The sequence below is a fragment of the Clostridioides sp. ES-S-0010-02 genome (assembly GCA_020641055.1).
GTDB lineage: Bacteria > Bacillota > Clostridia > Peptostreptococcales > Peptostreptococcaceae > Clostridioides.
Window position 1 is genome coordinate 3,384,653 of the sequence record CP067345.1, and the last position, 26,611, is coordinate 3,411,263.

22 protein-coding genes and 1 pseudogene are annotated in these 26,611 nt (G+C 27.5%); 1 reads left to right on the forward strand and 22 read right to left on the reverse strand.

Translation table 11 applies throughout. From position 1 onward, the window contains the following. Positions 1-155: 155 nt before the first annotated feature. The 16 genes and pseudogenes from JJC01_15775 to JJC01_15850 all read right to left on the reverse strand — a co-directional run bounded on the left by JJC01_15775 (position 156) and on the right by JJC01_15850 (position 19,251). On the reverse strand, positions 156-1,523 hold the full coding sequence (locus JJC01_15775) for an MATE family efflux transporter (GenBank protein UDN57615.1): 1,368 nt from the start codon (positions 1,521-1,523) through the stop codon (positions 156-158). A gap of 242 nt (positions 1,524-1,765) precedes the next feature. After that, positions 1,766-2,203, reverse strand: a complete 438-nt coding sequence (locus JJC01_15780; GenBank protein ID UDN57616.1) for a small multi-drug export protein — start codon at positions 2,201-2,203, stop codon at positions 1,766-1,768. Positions 2,204-2,234: 31 nt separating this feature from the next. Continuing rightward, complete coding sequence (locus JJC01_15785) at positions 2,235-2,864, reverse strand: haloacid dehalogenase-like hydrolase (GenBank protein ID UDN57617.1); 630 nt, start codon at positions 2,862-2,864, stop codon at positions 2,235-2,237. Positions 2,865-2,885: 21 nt separating this feature from the next. Then, positions 2,886-3,773 carry a decaprenyl-phosphate phosphoribosyltransferase gene (locus JJC01_15790; GenBank protein ID UDN57618.1) on the reverse strand — a complete coding sequence of 296 codons (888 nt, stop codon included), beginning with the start codon at positions 3,771-3,773 and terminating at the stop codon, positions 2,886-2,888. Positions 3,774-3,801: 28 nt separating this feature from the next. Beyond that, positions 3,802-5,046: pseudogene (locus JJC01_15795) on the reverse strand (hypothetical protein). A 375-nt stretch (positions 5,047-5,421) separates the two neighbouring features. Further along, positions 5,422-6,564: an aldo/keto reductase gene (locus JJC01_15800; protein ID UDN57619.1), complete on the reverse strand. Its 1,143-nt coding sequence runs from the start codon at positions 6,562-6,564 to the stop codon at positions 5,422-5,424. A gap of 139 nt (positions 6,565-6,703) precedes the next feature. Then, complete coding sequence (locus JJC01_15805; protein UDN57620.1) at positions 6,704-7,570, reverse strand: cation transporter; 867 nt, start codon at positions 7,568-7,570, stop codon at positions 6,704-6,706. Between the two features lie 253 nt (positions 7,571-7,823). Next, a complete protein-coding gene (locus JJC01_15810; protein UDN57621.1) occupies positions 7,824-9,371 on the reverse strand; it encodes an ABC transporter permease subunit in 1,548 nt (515 codons plus the stop codon). After that, complete coding sequence (locus JJC01_15815; GenBank protein ID UDN57622.1) at positions 9,364-10,500, reverse strand: ABC transporter ATP-binding protein; 1,137 nt, start codon at positions 10,498-10,500, stop codon at positions 9,364-9,366. Before JJC01_15815 ends, JJC01_15810 begins: the two co-directional genes overlap by 8 nt. Before the next feature lie 271 nt (positions 10,501-10,771). After that, positions 10,772-11,869: a DNA polymerase IV gene (gene dinB, locus JJC01_15820; protein UDN57623.1), complete on the reverse strand. Its 1,098-nt coding sequence runs from the start codon at positions 11,867-11,869 to the stop codon at positions 10,772-10,774. 394 nt (positions 11,870-12,263) lie between these two features. Beyond that, positions 12,264-13,769, reverse strand: coding sequence for a DUF1846 domain-containing protein (locus JJC01_15825; GenBank protein UDN57624.1), 1,506 nt, complete (start codon positions 13,767-13,769; stop codon positions 12,264-12,266). 261 nt (positions 13,770-14,030) lie between these two features. Beyond that, entirely contained in the window at positions 14,031-14,381 is a 351-nt protein-coding gene (locus JJC01_15830; protein UDN57625.1) for a hypothetical protein, read from the reverse strand. Positions 14,382-14,604: 223 nt separating this feature from the next. Continuing rightward, positions 14,605-14,796 (reverse strand): hypothetical protein, encoded by a 192-nt coding sequence (locus JJC01_15835; GenBank protein ID UDN57626.1) that lies wholly within the window; start codon positions 14,794-14,796, stop codon positions 14,605-14,607. Between the two features lie 120 nt (positions 14,797-14,916). Next, positions 14,917-15,831 carry an MBL fold metallo-hydrolase gene (locus tag JJC01_15840; protein ID UDN57627.1) on the reverse strand — a complete coding sequence of 305 codons (915 nt, stop codon included), beginning with the start codon at positions 15,829-15,831 and terminating at the stop codon, positions 14,917-14,919. A gap of 170 nt (positions 15,832-16,001) precedes the next feature. Beyond that, positions 16,002-17,498, reverse strand: a complete 1,497-nt coding sequence (locus tag JJC01_15845; protein UDN57628.1) for a 4Fe-4S dicluster domain-containing protein — start codon at positions 17,496-17,498, stop codon at positions 16,002-16,004. Positions 17,499-17,760: 262 nt separating this feature from the next. Then, positions 17,761-19,251 carry a 4Fe-4S dicluster domain-containing protein gene (locus tag JJC01_15850; GenBank protein ID UDN57629.1) on the reverse strand — a complete coding sequence of 497 codons (1,491 nt, stop codon included), beginning with the start codon at positions 19,249-19,251 and terminating at the stop codon, positions 17,761-17,763. Positions 19,252-19,717: 466 nt separating this feature from the next. On the opposite strand from JJC01_15850, the gene JJC01_15855 reads away from it, so the two are divergent. Beyond that, the gene (locus JJC01_15855) at positions 19,718-19,918 is read left to right on the forward strand and encodes a cold-shock protein (protein ID UDN57630.1); all 201 of its coding nucleotides are present in this window, start codon (positions 19,718-19,720) and stop codon (positions 19,916-19,918) included. Positions 19,919-20,091: 173 nt separating this feature from the next. Here the strand turns inward: JJC01_15855 and speB are convergent, their stop codons facing one another. The 6 genes from speB to JJC01_15885 all read right to left on the reverse strand — a co-directional run bounded on the left by speB (position 20,092) and on the right by JJC01_15885 (position 26,566). Further along, entirely contained in the window at positions 20,092-20,970 is an 879-nt protein-coding gene (gene speB / locus JJC01_15860) for an agmatinase (GenBank protein UDN57631.1), read from the reverse strand. Next, on the reverse strand, positions 20,960-21,811 hold the full coding sequence (speE, locus tag JJC01_15865; protein UDN57632.1) for a polyamine aminopropyltransferase: 852 nt from the start codon (positions 21,809-21,811) through the stop codon (positions 20,960-20,962). The genes speB and speE overlap by 11 nt, the downstream gene beginning before the upstream one ends. Positions 21,812-21,846: 35 nt before the next feature. Further along, positions 21,847-22,260 (reverse strand): adenosylmethionine decarboxylase, encoded by a 414-nt coding sequence (speD, locus tag JJC01_15870; GenBank protein UDN57633.1) that lies wholly within the window; start codon positions 22,258-22,260, stop codon positions 21,847-21,849. 60 nt (positions 22,261-22,320) lie between these two features. After that, positions 22,321-23,796, reverse strand: coding sequence for an aminotransferase class I/II-fold pyridoxal phosphate-dependent enzyme (locus JJC01_15875; protein ID UDN57634.1), 1,476 nt, complete (start codon positions 23,794-23,796; stop codon positions 22,321-22,323). Between the two features lie 528 nt (positions 23,797-24,324). Further along, a complete protein-coding gene (locus tag JJC01_15880) occupies positions 24,325-25,629 on the reverse strand; it encodes an MATE family efflux transporter (protein ID UDN57635.1) in 1,305 nt (434 codons plus the stop codon). Positions 25,630-25,726: 97 nt separating this feature from the next. After that, positions 25,727-26,566, reverse strand: a complete 840-nt coding sequence (locus JJC01_15885) for a MerR family transcriptional regulator (protein UDN57636.1) — start codon at positions 26,564-26,566, stop codon at positions 25,727-25,729. Positions 26,567-26,611: the final 45 nt, after the last annotated feature.

A 26,611-nucleotide genomic window follows, 5' to 3' on the forward strand; every position in this document is an offset into this window, starting at 1 on the left:
TATTGCAAATACTTACATTTTTCTTACTATAATTTTAAATTTTAATTCTAGTTTGTATCTTTGTAAATTATAAAAAATATCTTCTTAAATTAAAATACAAATTTTAATTTTTAACTAATAATATATGCTCCTAAAAACTTTCTACTATTTATATTTTACTCCTCTATTACTTTAGGTTTTGATAGAGAACATTTATAAAACACAAAGAAACAAATTGCTGTAATAGTGGCTGCTGTTATATCTGCAATTGGCTCTGCTAAAAGTACAGCAAAAAGTTTTTCATCAAAAAACATTGGAAGTATAAATATTAAAGGTATCAAAAGTACAACTTTTCTAAGAAGAGCTAAAATTAAAGATATTTTTGCTTTTCCAAGCGCTAAAAATGTCTGCTGGCAAGCTAATTGTATTCCAAACATAAAAGAGCCAGCAAAATATATTTTTATACTCCAACTAGTCATACTAAGTAATTGTGGGTTTTTGTTAAATATACTTACAAAGAACGTAGGGAATATCATAAGTAAAATCCACAAAATTGCAGAGTATGTAAAACATGACAATAAACATAACTTAAAAGTCTTTTTTACTCTGTCAATCTGTCCTGAACCATAATTGTAACTTATTATTGGTTGTGCCCCTTGTGTAAATCCCATGTTAGGAAGCATAAGAATTTGCATTATACTACTCATTATTGCCATTGAACCTACTGCTAAATCTCCTCCATACATCTGTAATTTGCTATTTAGGGCTATAAGCACTAAACTTTCTGTAGATTGCATTATAAATGGAGAAATTCCCAGACCTAATACTGGCAAAATAATACTTGCTTTAGGCATCATGTATTTCTTTTTTATCTTAAGTATACTTTTCTTTCCAAATAGAAATACCAATACCCAAATAGCAGAAACTCCTTGTGCAATTATAGTGGCTAATGCAGCTCCTTTTACCCCCATACCAAATCCAAATATAAAAATTGGGTCTAGTATTATGTTTATCAAAGCTCCTATAGCAACCGTAATCATACCAGTTGTCGCAAATCCTTGAGTATTTATAAAGGTATTCATACCTAGTGAAATTTGAACAAATACTGTCCCTATTAAATAAATATTCAAATAATCCATTGAATATCCAATTGTAGATTCGCTTGCTCCAAATAGCCAAAGTAAGGGTTCTTTTCCAATCTGAAAACCTATAGTCAATAGTATCGCCAAAATAACTAATACAGAAAAACTATTACTCATTATTTTCTCTGCCCCATCATTATCTTGTTCCCCCATTTTTATAGCAGCTAAAGGTCCTCCCCCCATACCAATTAAATAACTACATGAAGTTATTATAATTATTATAGGAAATGCTACTCCAACACCTGCCATAGCAACTTCGCCACTTTCCATTCTACCAATAAAGATTCTATCTACTATGTTGTACAAAACATTCACAATTTGTGCAATAATAGCTGGTGTAGCCAATTTAAAAAGCAATTTGCCTACATTCTCACGACCTAAATCAGTATTTGAATTTTCCATCTTAAAACCTCCTTAATAATTTAATGTTTAAATCTATTACTATTAAAAATACATTTTATATAAAAACTTTATTTTATTGATAGGCAAGTTTAAATTAATTTCCTCATAAATACTACTATACTATATTTCTTTTATGATAGTAAACATTTTAAGACCAAATGAATTTAAATATTTTGTCTAAATAAAAAATATTTTTCACATATTTTCATAAAAAAACTATCCAATAGTATATTTGGATAGTTTTATATTATATGTAGAGAAAGGGCTGACACTATGACTCCAGACAATAAATTTCCTAAAAATACTCCTATAAAAGCATCTTTTATTCTCATTTTTAGTATTGAGGCTATCGCAGACGCAGTCCATGTTCCTGTTGTTGGAAGTGGTATGCCTACAAATAGTATTATACCTATTATTGAAACGCTTTTTAATTTCTTCATTCTTGAATTTATTTTTTTATCAATTGTGTTAGCAAGTCCCTTAAATAACTTTTTACCTTTCAAAAATTGCAATATATGTCTAAATGTCAATATCAAAGGAATTGATACTAATGTAGAACCAATCACACTAAATACATAAACCCATATAGGATTTAAGCCCATTGCAATACCTATAGGAATGGCTCCTCTTAACTCTGTTACAGGAACCATAGACAAAATTAATATGTGCAAATATCCCAAACTATCCCCTCCTATTCTAAGTGATATAAAGCTATGAATTTATTTGTTCTATAACCTCACCATTTTTCTTATTAACCAAAAATGCATTTTTAGCTAAGGAAAGCATAGGTAAATCACTTTTAGAGTCTGAATATGCATATGAATTTTCATAATCAATCTCAATTCCAAGTTTATCTAATACAGTATTTATTCTCTGTATTTTTTCAACTCCCTTGCAGTTTTCGCCAATGAATTGGTTTTTGTATCTTGAATTTTCACAAAATAGCTCAGTGCCTATAACCTCATCTGCGAAATCATAATACTTAAAGTACTTCATATATGCATATGGAGATGCAGTTATCATAATTACAACATTATGCTCTTCTTTGTTTTTATAAATTACTTTTTTTATAGACTCATTAATTTTTTTCATTATACAACTATCAAAAAAATCTTTTAACTCGTCTTCGCTAAAATCTACTATTGGATAAAAGATTGCCTCTTTTGCTTTTTTCAAAGGTACTATTTTAACCAAATACATCATTAGAGTAAAAATTATGTATGGCAATTTTATAATAGTCTTAAGTGTTTTATTTTTTAAAGAATAAATAAAAAAGTCTACCATACTATCAGTATTTATAACAGTATAATCTATATCGAGCAATAATACACTTTTTTTCATAAGTATTTTCCCATCCTATCACTAAAAAATTAATATTATTAAACATGTAATTACCCATAAGATTACGTTTATTTTTAAAGCATTATCTTTTAGTATAATGTCAGTAGGATTTCCTTCATTTGTTTTGTTAATTATATAATTATATCTAAGTACACCATAAACTACAAATATTGTTGTAAATATCATATCTGGTTTTTCTGGATTACTTGTAGAATATAATGCATAGCATACAATTGTAGAACTTAGTATAACTATCATCATTTGATTTAAATTTTCTATATCATAATCTTCTAGTATTTTTCTATGCTCAACTGCATTATCTTTTAAAATTATGATTTCTTTTTTGCGCTTTCCAAGAGCTAAATACAGAGATAAAAAAAATGTACATAATATTATCCAGTTTGATAATCTAACATCTATAGCTACACATCCTGCATAAACTCTAAGTATAAAACCAAGAGATATAGAAAACACATCTAATAGAATTATATTCTTTAACTTAAGAGAATATAATATATTATTTATCAAATATAAAATGAGAATTATAGTTAATTTAAAATTAATAACCGTTGACAAGCAAATTGAAATTAAAGCTAAAACAACAAATAATATATTCGCACTTCTTTTACTTATTCTTCCACTTGCTACTGGTCTATTACGTTTTTTAGGATGTCTTTTATCTTTATCCATATCTATAGCATCATTTAATGCATATGCTGATGATGATATCAAACAAAAACACACAAAAGCTATAAATGTATTTAACAATAGACTTATATTTAGTATATTGTTTGAAAATATTATAGCAGCAAATATAAATAAATTCTTTATATACTGCTTTATTCTCATTAATCTTATATAATCTGAAATTTTAGTAAGAAGATTAATTATTGTATTTGTCTGTTTCATAAACTTACTACCCTTTCAACATTATTTTTTAAACAGGATATGATTTTATCCCAATATTTAAAATTTCTATAAATCCATTTATATTACTAATTATTATAGTGACTAGCAACAATGATAAAAATATATTGTACATACTTTTTTCATTTTTTCTAAGTGCTTTAGTAAAGTAAGCTAACAAAACTATAACAGCAAAACTAAAATTTATAGTCATTATACTTGAATTAGTCAGATTGTACCCTATTATACCATGTAAAACTAAATTAAATAAAATTATTCCCATACACAATTTAGGAACTCTTTTTTCTGAGTTCTCAATAACAGCTAAAACACAAAAACAAAATGCTAATAAAGTAAGGATAACTGGTATCGTTGCAACTTCTCCATTTTGTAAAAATAGTCCTTTTTTAATCTCTGCTCCAGGAAAATAAAAAACTGAATACAATAATCTTTCTATAATCATTGCAACTTTTTCTAAAATAGGCTCTCCACTTATAAACTTTGTATCATATTGTATTACATTTCCAAGATTCATAAAACTTTCATAAGATTTTGTTGAAACTACACAAATATATGCCATTAAAATAAATGTAATTAAATGCTTTAATATTTTTCCTATTTTTAATTTAAATTCAAATATTATGTTGAGCAAATACAAATATATATTACTAATAGTTATTCCAAATAATGGTATAGCTGCTAATTCTACTAAATAAGAGTTTTTTCCGTTCATTTTATTTGCAATAAATATAAAAAATATTAATGTAAACTGACTATATATAAATCTTTCTACATTTAAGGTCATAAATAGTTGTGGAAAAGAAAATATCATTATCATAGTAAGTAAAATTAAGGTTAACCTCTGCATTTTTATTTTTTTAATATGATTAAAAACTAAAGTTATAGATATAGCACTAGTTACTATTTGTAGACAAATCAATCCAAATCCATAAGCAGTATTAAAATCAGTTGTCCCTGGATTTGCTATCGAAGTACATAGTAAATATATTGGATATGCAAAAATTGATATAATAGCTGAAAATAATACGTGCTTGCTATTGTCTTGATTTATAGCAAATACATTTAAATTGAATAGTACACCTGTATCTGTATCTAATAACACATCATAAGTGTTGTTCAAATCATAAAATATTGTAGTTTTAGAAAAGAATGCTATTGTTATTATTAAATAAGTTATTATGACTAATATAAATAAAAACATCTCATTTTTATATTTAAATATATTATTTTTCAATATATATCACCCTCCATTCATTATATAGGATTTGTTACTACCTACAATTTATTCTTTTAATTATAATAATCACTTTTATAATATCCTTACTTGTTTTATTGTAATTGAATAATTCCTTATTTACAACCACAATATTTACTTTATTAAAAGCTATAATTAAATAAAAATTATTTGTGTAATATATATTGAAAGCTTATAAAATTAGAGTTTGCAAGTAATTTTATTGTAAAATATTGGAATAATTCAATGTGAAAATAGATACTGTCAGTTAGTATAGATAAAATTTACCCATAATAAATTAAAGCATAATATATAAGGAGACAAAATCATAATTTGTCTCCTTATATATTAAACCTTATTAAATACTATACAAATTTTAAGTACAATATAAACTGACTATACTGTGACATTATTAACTCCATGTTCTTCCCATTGCTTAATTTCTCTTAATCTGTCAATTATCGGTAAATGTTGAGTACACTCAATTTCACATTTTCCGCAAGCTATACATTCTTTAGCTTTTGCTTTACTATTCATTGTATAATTCCAATGTGCTAGCCCATAGACCGATTTTGTCATTTCTTCATCACTCTTTTTAAACATCTGTTTTTCATTATAAAAAAGCATATATGCTGGAGTGTTTATATCTTTTGGACATACTTTACAATATCCACAACCAGTACATATTTCATTCATATTTTTACTTAATCTAGTTTCAATATCATGTATATCTTCATCTGAATATATTTTATGCTCATCTGCAATTTTACAAGCATCATCTATATCCTGCTTTTTATTAACTCCTATTAACGATATATTTATTTGTGGAATTCCTATGTTAAATCTTAAGGCTGATTCTATAGTACTTTCACCTTCTCTTGCTAGAAAAGAAAGCTCTTCATTGTACTTTGGAATAGTTCCACCACTTAATGGATTCATAGCTACAACACCATATCCATTTTCAATAGCATGTTTAGCACCTTTTAATCTATATGGAAAGTTTAGTATATTAATTCCCATAGTAACACCTTCAAACTTATTTTCATCAAGAACCTTTATGACCTCATCTCCTGGCTGATGAGATGAAAATACTATGTGGTCTATCAATCCTTCTTCTTTACATTTTAATAGACCCTCATACTGACCTCCAGGTCTCATTGCAAATTCATAATGTTCCATCTTTCTAATATTCCATATATGATAGAAATTTATTTTAGATACGCCCAATCTTTCTATTGACTTTTTCACAGCATCTATTGCTTTTTCTGCTGTGTCGTATACTTTTGGCTTTCCTTTTGTAGATACGTAAAAGTCTGTTTTACCTTCTTTTATCATTTGCCTAAAAGCTAGTCCAAATATATCTTCGCTTCTGTCATCACAATACCCCGGTGCTGTATCAAAATAATTAATGCCCTTTTCATATGCATATTTAATTAAATCTGCATTTTCTTGGTCATTTTTTTCTAAATCAAATCTTAATCCTCCATATCCAACTACCGAAACCATTTTCCCAGTCTTTCCATATTCAACGTATCTCATAATAAATTCCTCCTTAGGTATATTAAGACTTAATTTCTCTATAAAAAATATTATACCATAAATATTTTCTGAAAATATTTATGGTATAATATTTTTTTTATGAATTATAAATTTTTATACTTATGTCTTTATAATCAAATTAAAAGCTATAAAAAGGTTCAATATGCACTATTACCTGAGCATTTTCATTAATTTCTTCTTGTATTTGTTTCTCAATTTTATGTGTTAAGTCATGTGATTGCTCTACACTTATAAATGGGTCTACCATTACATGCATATCAATATAAATAACACTCTTACTACCTCTACTTCTAATATTATGAACATCTCTCACTTCATTAAATTCAAATACAATTTCCCTTATATACTCTTCATCTACAGCTACTCTATCAACTAAAATTCCAATAGACGGTTTAAATATTCCATAAGCTGAATAAATTATAAACCCAGAAATAATAATAGGAACTACAGATTCTATTATTACTGGAAATCCTAACTTAACACCAACTAAAGTAACCAATACTCCTAAAGACACAAATATATCACTTCTTGTATGCAATGAGTCTGAAATTAAGACATAACTATTCAGTTTAGTTCCAACTCTATACTCATATATACAGACAAAAATATTTATAAAAAGAGTAATGACTAGAGCAATTAAACTTTCTATAGTTATAGAAGGTGTAACTGGGTTTGCCAGTCTTGATATAGAACTAAGAATTATCTTAACTGCTATAACAAATAGCATACCACTAATAAATAAACTGGTTATAATTTCAAATTTTTTATGCCCATAAGGATGATCTTTATCTTTTGGTTTAGATGCAAAAAAAATACCTATTAATCCTACTATATTAGATGCTCCATCTGACAGAGAATGAAACCCATCTGCTGTCATACTATAACTTTTAATTTTATTACCAATAATTATTTTTAATAATGCTACAGCAAAATTGGCAAATAAAATTATCCATAACACTTGCTTCACTTTTTTATAATTATCCATAACTGTATACCTCCTCCCTTCGACTTAATCGAAAAAAGACTATGTATCAATATCAATTGACTAGATAAAGCAAATTGTATATATGCACACTTACTATATTTATATTCAAAGTTGGTTGTACTTGTTCATTCAATTTAAAAATTAATTATGAATTAAAAATCATAATATAGGTTTTGTATACAAAAAAATAAGTTATAAATAGTATTTAAAATACTATCTATAACTTAAGTTCATAATATAAACTATTAATTTTCTATACTAAACCTTCTTTAACTAAGAATGAATGAGCAACCTCTTCTGGTGATTTTCCAAGCTCATCAACTTGATAGTTAAGTTCTCTCATAGTTTCTTCATTTATTTTTCCTGAAAGCATATTCATCACTTTTTCTAACTCAGGATATTTCTTAAGAGTATCTTGTCTCACTAATGGAGCCGCATAATATGGAACAAAGAAGTTTTTGTCATCTTCTAATATCTTAAGATTAAACTTCTTAATAAGACCATCAGTTAAAAACGCATCTACAACTTGAGATTCATTATTATCTAAAGCTGTATATCTTAAACTTCCATTCATAGCTTTTACATCTTTGAATTTTAGACCATAATCTCTAGAAATACCTACAAAACCATCTTCTCTATTTTCAAACTCTAAAGTTGGTGAGAAAGTAAAGTCACTACTATATTTAGTTAAATCAGAAATAGTGTTTATTCCATATTTCTCAGCAGTTTTAGGCATCATGGCTAATGTATAAGTATTGTTAAATCCAATAGGGTCAAGTAAAGTTAATTGATTCTCTTTTTCCATAGTATCTTTAACAACTTTATATGCTTCATCAGCATCTTTAATTGGAGCATGCTTCATTACATTTACTAAAAGTGTACCTGTATAATCTACATACATATCAAGTTCACCAGATTTAATAGCATTAAATGCAACAGATGAACCACCTAGATTTAAATTCTTTTTAACATTAAGGTCTGTATTTTTCTCTATCAATTCAGCATAAACATTACCAAGAATAAGTTGTTCTGTATAATCTTTTGAACCTATAGTTATTGTCTCTTTTTTGCTTGAAAAACTTGAACCAAAAGTAACAAATAACATTGCAATAATTATTATAGCAGATACTACTTTAAGCCCTATATAATTTTTCTTTGGAGCCTTTGGATTTAAGCCTTTTGGAGTAACTGCAACTTCAATCTTACTAAATAAATAATCAACTAGCAATGCAATTATACATGATGGAATTGCTCCTGCTAAAATCATATTGTTATTTACAGTTTGTACACCTGAAAATACTAAATATCCCAGACCACCAGCACCTATAAATGCTGCAAGAGTCATAAGACCAACCGCTGTAACAGCAGAAATTCTAACCCCACCCATTATTATAGGCAAAGCTAAAGGAAACTGTATTTTAAATAAAGTTTGGTTTCTTGTAAGACCAATACCTTTAGCCGATTCTAATACTACTGGGTCAATACTTGTTATACCTATATACGTGTTCTTTACAATTGGTAATAATGAATATACTACTACCATAAATATTGCTGGTTTGCTTCCTATACCAAGTACTGGTACAAGAAGACCCAAAAGTGCCATTGATGGAACTGCTTGAACTAAGTTTACAAATCCAAGCACAATTTTTCTAAGAGATGGTATTCTTGAAATAATTATTCCTAGAGGAACACCCACTAGTATAGCTATCAAAATAGATGTAACAGTTAAGCTCATATGTTGTATCAAAAGCTCTATAATCTTATCTTTTTGCAATAGTATAAAATTAAAAAAATTATCCAAGGACACTCACCTCCATCTCTAGGAATTGCTCACTTAAAACAGAAAGTAAACTACTTCTAGTAATCAGTCCTACTAATTTATTTTCACTTGAAACAACTGGAATATATCCAACTGAATTACAGTTCATTATATTTAGTATTTCTACTAAATTATCACCTTCATTTACATGCAAAGGCTCTCTTGACATAATATCACCAAGCAATGTCGATTTATCATGACGGTCTTTCATATCTTTTACAGTGACAATACCTTTTAGTGTTCTAGCTCTATCTATGATTAGTAAGCTATCAACCTTACTCGTTCTCATAATTTCTATACCTTGAGTTACAGTTCTTGTTGAATTAACAGCAATAGGATTTTTTATCATAATATCTTTTGCTTTTATATATTCTGGATTATCCCAGACTCTATCTTCTCCAATAAAGTCTTTTACAAAATCATTTGCTGGATTTCTAAGTATGTTCTCTGGAGTATCATACTGCGCTATTCTTCCATCTTTCATAATACAAATCTTATCAGCTATCTTTAAAGCTTCATCCATATCATGAGTTACAAATATTATAGTTTTTTTCAGTTCATCTTGAAGAGAAAATAATTGTTCTTGTAAAGATGTTCTTGTTATTGGGTCTAAAGCACTAAAAGGCTCATCCATTAATATTATTTCAGCATCAGTTGCAATGGCTCTTGCAACACCAATTCTTTGCTGTTGACCCCCACTAAGCTCTGAAGGATACTTATTTAAAAAATCATCACTATCAAGACCTACCATTTCAAGTAATTGTAAAGTTCTTGCCTCAATTTCTTCAACTGACTTTTCCTTTTTTAAACGTGGAATTAACTCTATATTCTCTTTTATTGTAAGATGAGGAAATAGACCTGTGTTCTGTATAACATATCCTATTTTCCTTCTAAGTTCTATTTCATTTTCTTGAGAAATTGGTTTACCATTAATATATATTTCACCAGATGTAGGTTTTATTAATTTGTTTATAAGCTTCAAAGTAGTAGTTTTCCCACAACCACTTGAGCCAATTAAAACTACCAATGTGCCTGTTTCGACAGCTAGAGAAATATCATCTAATATTACATTATTTCCCATTTTCTTGGTTACGTTTCTTATCTCTATCATAATTTATCATCCCCTCTTTCGACAAGCAACCCTTGCCAACGCAATAAGTTGTTTTTATAATTATATCACAATATCCCCTTTATGTAAACAAAGTACGACTTTTGGGTTAATACATATTAGTAAACATTACTATAAATATCAAGTATTTGTATACAATACTCAAATTTAAAAGATATAAAAAAAAATAAAAAAATCTTAATAAAACAATACAACACTAGCCTTAATTATATATAATTAAGGCTAGTGTTAATTCATTCATTTAAACAAATAGTCATCGCTGAATACTATCCATATACTCAAATAAAGTAATGTCTTTGTAAGTTTCTTTTTTGTCGCTTAAGTTTGATATTGTAACTCCTAATAGTCTAATTTGTTTTCCATTCATTTCAACATTTCTCAATAAATTGTCAACACCATTTCTTATATCATTATATTCATCAATATAATGTTCTAAACTAAGACTTCTAGTTATCTGTGTAAAATCCTCATACTTAACTTTTAATGTCAACGTCTTTCCAAATTTCTCAGAGTTTTTTAATCTATGGCACACTTCCTCACAAAGTTCATCAAGGATATTACGTGTTTCCTCTTCGTCAATATCCAAGTTATGACTTAGTGTAGTCTCTGCTCCAACAGATTTTCTAACTCTATTTGGCTCTACTGGTCTATCATCTATACCCCTTGCAAATTTATATAAGTCATATCCTTTTTTCTTAAATATGTTCTCAAGTTCAAATAAATCTAAACACCTTAAATCATATCCTGTTTTTATCCCTAAATTTTTAAGAGTATTTGAAGTGACTTTTCCAACACCAAAAAATTTATTTACAGGCAATTTATCTAAAAAATCCTGAGCATTTTCTTCATTTATTACAGTCAAACCATTAGGCTTTTTTAAGTCTGATGCTATCTTAGCAAGAAACTTATTATATGAGACACCTGCTGAAGAGGTAAGTCCAACTTCTCTAAATATATCTCTTTTAATTTGCTTTGCTATTTCAATTGATGAATCAATATTCTTTTTATTTTTTGTTACATCTAAATATGCTTCATCTAAAGATAGTGGCTCTACTAAATCTGTGTATCTATAAAATATATTTCTTATTTGATTTGATACACTTTTATATACCTCAAATCTAGGTCTTACAAAAACTGCATATGGACATCTATTGTAAGCTACAGTGGATGGCATAGCTGAATGTATGCCAAATTTTCTAGCCTCATAAGAACACGTTGCAACTACTCCTCTGCTTTGTGGATTTCCACCAACAACCACAGGTCTACCTTTTAATTTTTTATTGTCTCTTTGTTCTATAGACGCATAAAAAGCATCCATATCTATATGAATTATTTTTCTATAAAATTCCATTCTTATCACCTTAAAGTATAACTAGATTAAATTTATTTACATCACTGTTTTAATTATACCAAACTTATGTTTCTTTATGCTATTTTTTCATCTATTTTATTTATATGTCAATACTTTCTCTTACTAAAACAGTTTATAATCAATTAATTCAATACAATTTATAAAAAATCATAAAAAACACTTGCAAAAACTAGGTAAAAGCTTTACAATAGGTATTCCAAGGAACTAAATTAAAATTCCTTATGGATAACAGTATATATATTAATTTAAATGGGATGTTTTAAAAATAAAAGACTGCCTTATACAAGACAGTCTACTGATTTTATTATAATTGTAATGGACTGCTCAAACTATTACTTTAAAACAGCCCATATTTTTTTGTATAATTATATTTTTAGCTATAGTAAAGATTTTGTGAAGGATACTCTGGGTCACAAGTTACATCTATACCAAGCTTTCTAAATGTTTGTTCATCATCTCTATTTAATATAGTAGTAGAATGTGCTTGACACCCTTTTAATAAAGCTAACTTTTCCATAGCAAATTGTGCAGTTGGATTAGTTACAGCACAAATACTAAGAGCAGTTAAAACCTCTTGACAACTAAGTGAAACATTTCTACTTGCTAAAGTTTTTGTTTTTAAATTTATAATAGGCTCTAATATTACAGGTGATATTAAGTGCATATCATCAGATATATTAGCTAAATGCTTAATTGCATTCAGTACTGCTGCTGCTGTTCCATTCATTAAGTCAGAACCTTTACCAGTTAATATTGTCCCATCTTCTAATTCTAGTGCCACTACAGGACAAGTATCATTTTTATCAGCATTTTCTTTTAACTTATTACTGTAATTTCTAGCAGGTAAAACAACGTTTCTATCTTCTGGCTTTAAATTAAGCTCTTCCATAATCATTTTCATTCTATCATAAGCACCTTTATCAACTTGTCCCTTTTTATACTCACAAGCAGTTTTAAAGTATCTTCTTATAATTTCTTCTATAGAAGCTTTTCTTATTACTTCATCATCTATTATTCCAAAACCAACTCTATTAACACCCATGTCAGTTGGAGATTGGAAAATTGATTCTTTTCCAGTTATTTTTTCTATTATTTTTTTTAACACTGGGAATAACTCTAAATCTCTATTATAGTTTACTGACATTTCACCATACGTTTCAAGATGGAATGAATCTATCATATTTACGTCTTTTAAATCTACTGTAGCTGCCTCATAAGCTATGTTTAAAGGATGTTTCACAGGTATATTCCAAACTGGGAATGTTTCAAATTTAGAATATCCAACTACATTTCCTCTTTTATTTTCATGGTATAACTGACTTAAACAAGTACCAAGTTTTCCACTATTAGGTCCTGGTGCTGTTACTACTACAATTGGCTTTGTAGTTTCTATATAATCATTTGCTCCATATCCTTCATCACTAACTATAGTTTCAACATCTGAAGGATATCCCTTTGTTGGATAATGTTTATAAACTTTGATTCCTCTACGCTCTAACTTATTTATGAATACAGTCGTTGCAGGTTGTCCCTCAAATCTAGTGATTACTACACTGTTTACATCTAGCTCATAACCTCTTAAATCATCTATTAATCTTAAAACTTCCATATCATAAGTGATACCAAAGTCACCTCTTATTTTATTTCTTTCTATATCTCCTGCATACACACAAATTACAACTTCAACTTTTTCTTTCATATGTTGTAATACTTTTATCTTTGCATTTTCATCAAACCCTGGAAGTACTCTTTTTGCATGAAGGTCTCCCATTAATTTTCCTCCAAACTCCAAATAAAGCTTGTCAAAATTATTTACTCTTTCTAAGATATATTTAGACTGCTCTTCTAAATATTTTTTGTGGTCAAATCCTATTTTCATCTTAACACCTCACTAAATTAAATTTCTTTTTGATAACAGTATATTTATATATATTTTTTTAGTAAAACATCTTATAAAAAAATGTTAATACTTTTTCACTCAAAGTAATATTATACATTTAAGATTAATTTTTTTCAAGATAGTTTTATGGTAAATAAGATATACTTATATTATTAATAAAATAAGAATATTATATTTAAATATATAAAATATAATATTCTCATCTTAACATTAATTTATTTTAATATCTTTATACATGCTTTATTCTAAATTTAAAACTTTCCTAATATCTTCTATACCTTGATAAACTTCTTGTTTAGAAAAATTCATAGCCTCTAATTCTTCATCAGTTTTTTCCATAAGCATAGTATAAAATTCTATTGCTATATACTGCATATTTTCACTATTTACAGTTTTAGCTTTATCAAATAAAATTTCTTCTGCTTCATTCACATTTCCCTGGAAAACTAATCTTTTCAAAGTTATTAATATAACTTCTTCTTCAGTATTATATACTAAATCTTTCTCTTCATATTCACTGTATTTTTTCCCCAATAAGAATCTTGCAACCATCAATTTTATCTCATTGAAAATCTTATCCACTATAGCCATATTTACATCTCCTATAAATAAAATTTATTTTCTTTTTAATTATACCAAACTTTATAGAAAAAATTATTGTATGTAAATAAAATGATGAATAAATAAATTTTAAATAATAAAAAAAAGAAGGTAGCGGGGGATCTCCGACTACCTTCAAACACTAGATTGTGATTGGTTTGGTATTTTGTTTATACCCACCATAAGCTTTTTTAAATCATTTAAATTGATTTTTTTAGCATCCACATCCTCCATCAAAAACGTCACCACATTCGCAAAGTATTAATAATAATATTAAGAAAGGTATCCATGCACATAAGTCCATCTCAGCCCAACAGTCTTGGAATGCTAAGAATAAGAAAAATAATATTATTATCCACCAAGCACATCCGCCAAATCCGCCTTCACCAAAAAATCTATCCAACATAATATGTTACCTCCTAGTTATTTTGTATGTGGAGTTTCAGCTCCTAAAATATACTATGTTTAAGGTCTTATATTTGCTAATGATTTTTTTAAATTTTTTTATACAATTTTTCAGAAAACACTATTGACTTACACTTAATTTATTTCCATCACTATCTATAACTATCTCTCCATTATAAGTAAGAAAAGTTTTTATATCTAATTTTTTTAATATTTCTAATACTTCTTTATCAGGTTCTTTTTTTTGTGAGCAAGTAATAGCAGCATATTTTGGTGAAATAGATTTTAAAAATGCTTCACTTAATTTATCATACCTTCCATGATGAGGAATTTTCACAAAATCGTATTTTAAAGTATTTTCACTTATAAATTCAGCTAAACGTTCTTCTTCTGCATCTCCTGCAAATAAAAAATTGTGTGTGCCATAATTTATACTAGTGATTATTGAGTAATCGTTTGAACTCTCATACTCACTTTTTAAAGCTGGTTGTATGCTTATATTTGCATTATTAACTACAATATTCATTTTTTCTTTCAATATTATGGGCTCTATACCAGTTTTTTTAAGTGAGTTAACATATTCATCATATTGTTTACTGTCTTTTTTATAATTTGCTTGTATTAAATTATTCACTTTAACACTGGACAACACACTATCAACTCCACCTATATGGTCTTTATCTAAATGAGTTAAAATTAGATAATCAAGTGTATTTATTCCTTTTTCTTTTAACTTATTAACTATTTGTTCACCATCTTTATCTTCTCCTGTATCAATCATTATGGCTTTTTTGCCTATCTCAATTAATATGCAATCTGACTTTCCAGTATTTAGTATAGTAGTTTTAAATGCAGTATTTCCTATATCATTTTGAATATTATTTTGACTCATACTATTTTTCTCACTACCTAAATAAGATTTACTTGTTGACTCTGTCTTACCATTAGCAGTTACATTTACTACAATCAATAGAACTGCAATCAAAGATACTGTTGTAATTAAAAACATGATGTCTTTTAATATTATTTTCTTCATCCAAAAGCTCCTATAAATTTTATTTATTACATATTTATAGTATAGCAATGCTGACATAATAAAATACACCTAGAAAAAGGGCAAATTCTAGGCATATTTGTGGCATTAAATATAACAAATAGTTTAGTTTTATAATTGTAACTAAGTATTTTTTAAAATATTAATTAATACTATCTTTCTAAATTTAAATCTTCAAACTCTTTTATTTTATCATTAGATAAAACACTCTTCTTAGTTGACTGTCCATTTTTTCTATCAAAAGTATTTTTAGCTTTTGCACCTGATAAGAACTTACCAGCTCCATTAATACAGCCTTCTTCGCACATCATTCCTTCTATAAAATTACCTTCTAATCTACCTAATTTAGCCATTGTCATTGTTTTCTTAATTTGTCTTGGTCCAGAAACTTTTATAGGCTCAAAATCAAAACTGATACCTTTTTCAGCAATATAATTTTGTATTGATTTTGTGAGCCCACCAGATGCTCCAAATCCTCTTCCAAAAATTGAACCATCATTTATATCATCATTTGAGCATTTTGACAAATCTACATTAAAAGCTTCAAATAATGCCATTAATTCTTCAAAAGTAAGTACATAATCTACTGCATCTTTTAAACATTCCTCAGTTGCCTCACTCTTTTTTGCAGTACATGGACCTATAAATACTACCTTAGCATCAGAATCAAATTTTTTTACGAATCTTCCTGTGGCTACCATAGGTGATACTGTAGAAGATATTTTATCAACTTCATCTGGGAACATCTTCTCTATATACTTAAAGAAGCCAGGACAACATGAATTGGTCATATACTTATCTCCAGATTTTATTCTTTCAATAAATTCATTACTTTCATGAACTGTAACTGCATCTGCTCCACAAGAAGCTTCTATCATATCTATAAATCCTAGTGATTTTACAGCATTTTTTAATTGTCCATATGTAATATTACTATCAATTTGACCTGTTATTGCTGGAGCTACTATAGCATACATATTTTCTTTTCTTGCAAGTTTTTTTGCAACTGGTGCTATCAAACTCTTGTCACATATTGCTCCAAATGGACAGGCTGACATGCATGCACCACAATTTATACAATTATCTTCATGTATCATAGCCTTCATAGTATCCCTGTTAAAATCTAACGCCCCAGTTGGGCATACACTTTTACATGGTCTTACAACTTCTGAGATAGCATCATATTGACATGAACTTTTACACATTCCACAAGCTTTGCATAAATCATGGTTTATATAAGCTCTTCCATTTATATAAGAAATTGCTCCAAACTTACAAGCTTCTTTACATCTATGTGCCAAACACCCTCTACAAAGTTCTGTTACTGTAAATTCATTTATTGGACATCTATCACATGCAGCTTCTACTATATACATAATTTGCTCATTAGAACCTAAATTTACTGAATCTGGATTTATATTTTCATATTTAGCATTTGGTGTCAAACTCAGTGCAAGCTGTGCTCGTTCAAGAACTACCTCTCTCTCTTTATAAACGCAACATCTATATCTTGCTTTCTCTCCTTTAATTATTTCATATGGAATTTTTTCTATATTTTCTTTTGTTAAATTTTCTTCAATTGATAACTTTGCTACAACTGTTAAAACTTCATGTTTTAATCTTTTTAGCTGTGTTTCGAACTCAAACATAAGTACTCCTCCCTATAAGTCACCTATTTCACCTATATTTATACTATTATGTATATTGTATTTTTTATTTATTTCCATAAATTATTATAACACAGGCATGGTTTTTGTTAAGTTATATACAAAATATTATATATCTAATTTTTATTTTAAGTACTTAAACATCTTGATATAAATCTAAATAAAAATAGAGTTATCCTAATGTTAAATTACAACTTAGAACAACTCTATTCTCCATCTATATTTTTTATGATTATCTATAGATTTATTTTTCTAGATTTATATCACTAAAATCTTTTATTTTTGTATTTGCTAAAACACTTTTCTTAGTTGATTGAGAATTTTTTCTATCAAATGTAGCTTTAGCTTTTGCGCCTAGTAAGAACTTACCAGAACCATTAATACATCCACCTTCGCACATCATACCTTCTATAAAGTTTCCTTCTAATTTCCCTAAATTAGCCATAGTCATTGTCTTCTTAATCTCTCTTGAACCAGAAATTTTTACAGGTTCGAAATTAACTCCAATACCTTTTTCAGCAAGATAATTTTCTATAGCTTTTGTAAGTCCACCAGCAGCACCAAAGCCTCTTCCAAATATTGATGCATCATCTATATCTTCATTTGAACACTTAGCTAAGTCTATATCAAAGGCTTCAAATAGTGCCATTATTTCTTCAAAAGTTAGTACATAGTCAACAGCTCCTTTTAATTCCTTTTTAGCTGCTTCATTCTTTTTAGCTGTACAAGGACCTATAAATACTACTTTTGCATCAGGTTCATAATTTTTTATAAATCTTCCACTAGCTATCATAGGAGATACAGTAGAAGATATTTTTCCTACAAGGTCTGGGAATGTCTTTTCTATGTAACCAACAAATCCTGGGCAACAAGAGTTTGTCATAAAAGTGTCTCCTTTTTCCATTCTTTCAGCAAACTCTAAACTTTCATGAACTGTAACTGCATCTGCTCCACAAGCTGCCTCTAGTACATCGACAAAACCTAATGATTTTATAGCATTTTTTATTTGACCATATGTAACATTTGCTTCAACTTGACCTGTTATAGCTGGAGCTACTACTGCGTACATTTTTTCTTTTTGTACTAATTTTCTAGCTACTGGAGCTATCAAACTCTTATCAGATATCGCTCCAAATGGGCATGCTGACATACAAGCACCACAGTTTAAACATTTATCTTCATGTATCATAGCTTTCATATTTTCTCTATCAAACCCTAAAGCATTAGTTGGACATACGCTCTTACATGGTCTTACAACCTCTGAGATGGCATCATACTGACAAGCTTTTTTACACATTCCACAAGCCTTACATAATTCATGATTTATATAAGCCATTCCTCCAACATGTGTAATAGCCCCAAATTTACAAGCTTCTTTACATCTATGTGCTAAACAACCTCTACAGATATCAGTTACTGTAAATTCATTTATTGGGCAACTATCACATGCTGCTTCTAAAATATATATTATTTGTTCATCTTCTCCTACATCCATTGTATCTAAATCTATTTTATCTTGACCTGGCAATAGTCCCATACTTACATTTACTCTTTCAGATATTATAGCTCTTTCTTTATAAACACAACATCTGTATGTAGGTTTCTCGCCTTTTATTATTTCATATTGAATATTATCCATTGCTTCTCTTGTAAGGTTATCTTCTTTTCCAAGCCTAGCTATTGCAGTTAAAACATCATGTCTTAATTTGTGTATTTGTGTTTCAAATTGAAACATGTTAATACCACCCCCGTAAATAATTTTATACGGTATTATTATAGCATAATATTTCCTTTTATTAATATATATGTAAAATATTATATATTTAATTTTTATTTTATCGAATTCATATATTGTTTTTTTATTTTATTATATAATAATAGTGATATTTCTGAAATTTCACTATTTTTAAATTTTATTTTTAACCTATTTTATAATATTTTTTATTATTTTTTTAAATTTTATTTTTTATTTTTCAATTTATATATTACATTTTTTGATATTAAATTTACCAGACTCTCTCAGATTTCTATTTTATTTTCTTTCATTATTAATATATTTTTTAATAAATTTTTTTAAATTATAAAATTGATTAACTTTTTTTAAAATTTCAATTGCTTTTTTTTAAAATTTATGCTATATTAATAGAACAGACTTAATTTATTTAGTTTGTATTTTTTAATAAAGCGGAGGTTTTTTTATAATGAAAAACGGAATAGTAAAATGGTTTAATAGTGAAAAAGGATTTGGATTCATATCAGTAGAAGGAGAAGACGATGTTTTTGTACATTTCTCAGCTATACAAACTGATGGATACAAAACTTTAGAAGAAGGCGAAAAGGTTAGCTTTGATATAACTCAAGGTAATAGAGGACCTCAAGCTGAAAACGTAAATAGAATATAATTATTTAATTTAAATATATATATTTTAGAAAAAGGAGCTACATAAGGCTCTTTTTTATTGTTTAAATTTATTGTTTAAAAAATAAAGAAGTTACCTTAAAAAAGTGCTAAGCTTAAAACAACTTATTTAAAGTAACTTCTTTATTTTATAGTATATTATTTATACAGACTTCTCTACCTAAATTTACTTGATATTATTAAACATAATTCTCTCAATACTTTGCATGCTATAACTGTTGATACTCCTGTCGTATCATAATCAGGGCTAAGCTCTACAATATCACAACCAACTATATTTATATTAGATTTTTTTATAATCTTAAAAACATCTTGAAATTCTCTATAATTTATACCACCAGGTTCTGGCGTGCCTGTGCCTGGAAATACAGATGCATCCAACACATCTAAATCTATAGTTAAATAAACATTTTTCCCATTCAATTTATTAATTATCTTTTCAAATGTATTTATTCCACCGACTTCCATATAGGTATGTTTTTGTTCTATTGCAAACTTAAATTCTTCTCTTGTTCCAGACCTTATTCCAAATTGAAATATTTTATCATCTCCAACAATATCCCATACTCTTTTAATTACTGTTGCATGAGAATTTTTACTGTTATTATATTCTTCTCTTAAATCTGTGTGAGCATCAAAATGAATTACATACACATCATTATACTTCTCATAAACTGCTTTAAAGGCTGGTAAAGTAACTAGATGTTCTCCACCAATCATAAATGGAATCTTTAAATCTTCAACTATACTAGCAGTTTCATCATATATTTCTTTCAAAACTTGTTCTGTATCTCCAACACTAATTTCCAAATCTCCATAATCACATATATTATAATCTTCTAAATCCAAGTCTAAAAAAGGACTATATGTCTCAAGACCATAAAATTCTTTTCTCATTGAGCTACTTGCAAATCTAGCTCCAGGTCTATTTGAAGTAGTTCCATCAAACCCTACTCCAAACACTATCAGATTTGATTCTTCATAACTTTTATCCATACCCATAAATGTATTTATATGATAGAAATTACTCTTCATTTAGCATCTCCTTTACATATTGAGGTAACATAAATGAGCCTAAATGGATATCACTATTATAATACTTCGTTTTTAAATTTAATTTTTCCCAGCCATCTCTATCTTGATTCTTTATTGGGTCTAGTTTTTTTGAAGCAAAGCCAAATAACCAGTGTCCAGATGGATATGTTGGTATATGTGCTTGATAAACTTTAGCTATTGGAAATATCCCTTTTAACTTATCGTTGGCTCTTTTCATTTCCTTAGCATTAAACTCAAAATAAGGACTTTCACTTTGATTTACTAAAATTCCATCATCAGTTAGTATTCTATAACAATCTCTATAAAAATCATTTGAAAAAAGTCCTTCTCCTGGTCCTATTGGGTCAGTTGAATCTACTATTATCAGGTCATAAGATTTGTCATAAGCTTCCTTAACAAATTTAACTCCATCTTCAAAATATAAATTTACTCTTTCATCATCTAATTTACATGAACATATATCTATATACTCTTTAGACACATCCACAACCATTTTATCTATTTCAACCATATCAATTTTTTCTATTTTAGGATAACGACTTAACTCTCTTACTGTACCACCATCTCCACCACCTATAACTAAGACTTTTTTAATATTTAGATTTGTAGCCATAGGAACATGAGTTATCATATCATGATATATAAACTCATCTTTATATGTCACCATCATTAAACCATCTATTGTCAGAAACTTACCAAATTCCTCACTATCAAACACATCTATTCTTTGAAATTCAGATTTTCCTTCAAACAAATGTCTATCTACTTTTATAGAAAATCTTACATTTTTTGTCCATTCCTCTGTATACCAAAGTTCCATATAATAATCCTCACTTTCATTTATCTATTTTACGTTTATACTGCTTCAGGTTTATGAGTGATTTTACCTAAATCTTTTTTTGAATATTTTTTTATTTTTGTTGTCAATCCTCTTGGAATTTCTGTGGACTCACTTCTTTCTGATTTTAGAAGCTGTTCCAATAATTCAAAACTTTTCCATGGGTCTATATCACCACAAGTGAAAAAATCCGCCGCTGCATAACCATATTCAGGCCAAGTATGTATTGTCAAATGAGATTCAGCAATTATTACAGCACCTGAAACCCCCCAAGGATTAAAATGGTGAAATACAGAATCAACAATTGTAGCCTTTGCGTTTAATGCTGAATCATTCATAAAATTTTCTATAAGATGTGGGTCTTTAAGTATACTCTCATCACAGTTATAGTATTCTACTAGTATATGTCTTCCTAGTGTTTCAAATTTCATTTCAATCCCAACTCCTTTTACATATTTATATGTACTATTGTATTTATCCAATAACACAATTTATTTTATAACGAGTATTGTATCTAAGTTTTTATCTTGCATATCAGTCAAATATGCATTACTCTTTTTTAAAAAAACAATATACTCCATAATTTCTTTTGTTATTAATTCTCCTGGAGTAACAATTGGTATGCCTGGTGGGTATGCCATTATTGATTCTCCACAAATTCTACCTATGCATGACTTAATATCTATGCTTTCTTTAGATGCATAAAAAGCTTCTCGCGGATTAAGCTCAATAGTTGGATTTATTTGAATCATATTAAACTCATTTAACTTGGTTTCTTTTCTATAATTTTTTTCAATTATAGAAAGAGCCTTAACCAATCTGTCAATATCTGATTTGTTGGTTCCAATAGACACAAGTGCCAAGATATTGTACAAATCGCCTAGTTCTACTTGAATTGAAAACTTTTTATACAACAAATCATACACTTCAAAACCAGTTAAATTTAACCCTTTTACATTTATACATAATTTAGTTTCATCTATAAATTTAACACCTTTTCTTTTTAATATTTCGGTAGACAAAACATCTATTCCATCTATTTTATTTAATCTAGCTTTTGCATATCTAGATAAATTTAATGCTTTTGATAATTGTTCTTCTCCATTTTCAACTAGGTTAACTCTTGCTCCATCTATACTTGCCATAAGTAAATAAGATGCAGATGTAGACTGTAACATGTTGATTGACTGAAGTACTTTTTCAACTCTTATATTTTCTCTATTCAATAAAAGTGCTGAAGATTGTGTCAATGCTCCTCCAGTTTTATGTATACTTACAGCCACCATATCTGCTCCTAAACTTATTGCAGAAGGAGGTAAATCTAAATGAAATGGAAAATGAGCACCATGAGCTTCATCTACTAATACTAAAAGATTATTTTTATGACATAATTCTATGATGCTCTCAAGGTCTGCACAAGCACCATAATAAGTTGGATTAAGTAAAAATAAAGCTTTTATATCGCAGTTTTTTTCTATTTCCTCTTTAACTTTCTCAATAGTAATATTTAAACTTATACCTAATTGCTCATCAAATTCTGGTTGTATAAATATTGGTATTCCTCCACAAAGTATTAAAGCATTTATTACTGACTTATGAATATTTCTTGGTAGCAATACTTTTTCTCCTGGATTTATTACACTTAAAATCATTGCATGTATTGCTTGTGTAGTACCATTAGTTATAAAGAATGCTTCATCAGCCATATAAGCCTGTGCTAATAAATCTTGTGCATTTTTTATGACTCCAGTTGGATTAGATACATTATCCATAGTGGGTGATGAGTTTATATCCATTTTCATGAGATTTTCACCTAGATATTTATTTAATATATCTACACCTCTATTTTTCACATGTCCAGGTACATCAAAGCAAGCTATATCTCTTTTTGAATATTCTTTTAATGATTCCAATAATGGAGCACATTCATAGCTCAATTCAACTGCATTTGCGAACTCACTGTCCATGACTTTAAATTCATCCCCTCTCTATATTCTAATATTTTCATTGTTTTTATTTATTATTTCTATTTTTTATTTTTACTTTTATTAAACTCATGATATTTATTATATTAACAAACAAGTATTTTTACAAGTATTTTTTTATTTCATATCAAAAACCTATACCTTAGTGTTATCAATATTTATAAACTTTTATATTTTTTATTGTTTATATTAATTTTTTTTAGAATTAGTATTTGTAAACTTTCTTATTTTTAGTCAATTTCTTATTTTTATTTTTTTCAAGTTTTACTAACGCTTTAAGTTTAATATTTTTAATTAGTATGTATTCTATTACTAAACTTTTATACTATTTTTATTTTATATATTAAAATCCATAGTTTAGTGTAACTAAATAATTTTCATATTTGTAGATTTAAATTTTTTATAAAAATTATTAAAATTTAATCTAATACTATAGAATAAATTCTATTTGTACAAACAAAAATAGAGTAGTAAATAAATTCACTACTCTAGATTTATAGTATCATAACATTATAGACTTATAGCATTTTTTGTACATTCCTTTATATTTGCTACTTTACTCATAATTATAACTGTTAAAAGTTCTGAAACAGCCATACTTACCCATATTCCATTTACTCCAAATAACTTAGAAAAAACAAGTAGTATAATTGGCAACAGTAGGATTGAACGTAAAACGCCTATAATATTAGAATGTACTGGCATTTCTATCGCCTGATAATACATCATAGTTGTCAAATTCTTCCCAATCATAAGATAGGCTAAATTAGCCATATTAAGTGCAACATAGGCCATTAAAATAATTTCTCTATCACTTGTAAATATTTTTATAATTTCTTTTCCAAATAAAAAACATATTACTGTAAACATTATAGATACAAAGAAACTCATTTTTGTTGCCATATTATAATAGCCTAACATTTTTTTACTTTCTTTAGAACCAAAATTATAGCTTATAAGTGGTTGAACACCTAAAGTTATACCCATTAAGAGATTATAAATATTAGTAGTTACATAGTTTACTACAGCATAAGCAGAAAGACCTACATCTCCAACAACTCTTGTCAAAACTATATTATGTGCAAGTATAATTATTGAAAAAGCACTCTCTGCAAAGAATGAGGGAAATCCTATATTAAATAATTCTTTTAAAACATCCTTTTCTATCTTTGCTGAACCAAAAGATAACTTACCTTTTTTAAACATAAAATGAGGTAACATTATTATAAGTGTAGATAGTTGACCTAAGCCACTTGCAATTGCTGCACTTTTTACACCAAATCCAAGCTTAAATATAAATAGATAATTTAAAGTTATATGAAATATTGTTCCTGACACAGTAGCTATCATAGCAAGTTTTGGTCTTCCATCATTTCTTAAAAAACTACAAAAAACAAGACCTAGCAAATTTGGTAAACAGAAAATAGCATAAAATGTTAAATATTCAGAAGATAATCCTACTAAATTTTCTGTTGCTCCCATAATTCTAACTATATGCTCTGAAAAAAGTATACAAATTATTGTAAGAGATAAACTACCTATTATTAAGATTTTTATCACTTGTCTAAATATATTTACAGCCCTTTCATCATCTCTAGAACCAAATTTTTTGGAAACCAGTACTCCTCCTCCAACTGCCATTAAACTGGATAATCCTAAAAATACCATTACAAGAGGCATTACTATACTAACAGCTGTAAGTGCTGAATCGCCTAGTCCTTTTCCCAAAAATATTCCATCTAATATTGTATTAAATGATGATACAAACATAGCAAGAGCTGATGGTATAGCATACTCTAAAAATTTTTTTGCCATTAAAAATCTCCCTCCCATAGATTATTATAATAAATATTATTTCACTATATAAAATACTAATCTATCCTCTGAGGGTAGAGTCAAGTTTTTTTGTATACTATTTTTTTCTTATTTCTAATTGAACCAATGTCTTTTCTTTTGTATCTGAATCTACTCTGGAAAGCATCCATATTTCATTAAAATTTCCAACAAGTTCTATATTATTATTCTTTGCATAATCTATTATTTTTTGATAATAATCATAGGCATTATTCCAATTATCATCATATATAATTGTTAAATATTCACCTGCTGGTAAAATATGCTCATTCTCATATTCTTCTCTTTCTTTAAAATCTACTATATCATCATATAATAATGCTTTACCTTCTTTGATTACTTTCTCATATGAAATACTACCTGAGATTATAGGATATACATCATTATACTTATCTTGAATGTGTAAAATAATATGTCTCAGATACATCTCAAGTTCCACTTCATCCTTTGAATTACATTTATATACATTTACTTTTCTTTCTTTATTGTATTTTATAAATACATTATTTAAATCATATTTTAACAGTTCATTTACTTTAAATTCTATATCATTTAGATAATTTTTCACATCTGATAGTTCTTTTATTTTATTTTCTATCATTTTACTTTGTCTATCAATTGTATTCATCATAGAATCAATTGAACTGTCTGAATCAATTAATTTTTTTATATCTTCAAGAGCCATACCCATAATCTTACAGTACTTAATTACATCTATACTCATAAATTGTTCTCTTGAATAATACCTATATTTATTTTCTTGATTTACATATGCTGGTTTTAATATACCTACTTTATCGTAGTATCTTAGAGTTTTTATTGATAAATCAAAAAGTCTAGACACTTCTCCTATTGAAAAATATGTTTTTATATTATCCCCTCCCTTTATATTTTGCATTAAAATAGTACTACATTAACCTATAAATATCAATATAAAATTAAT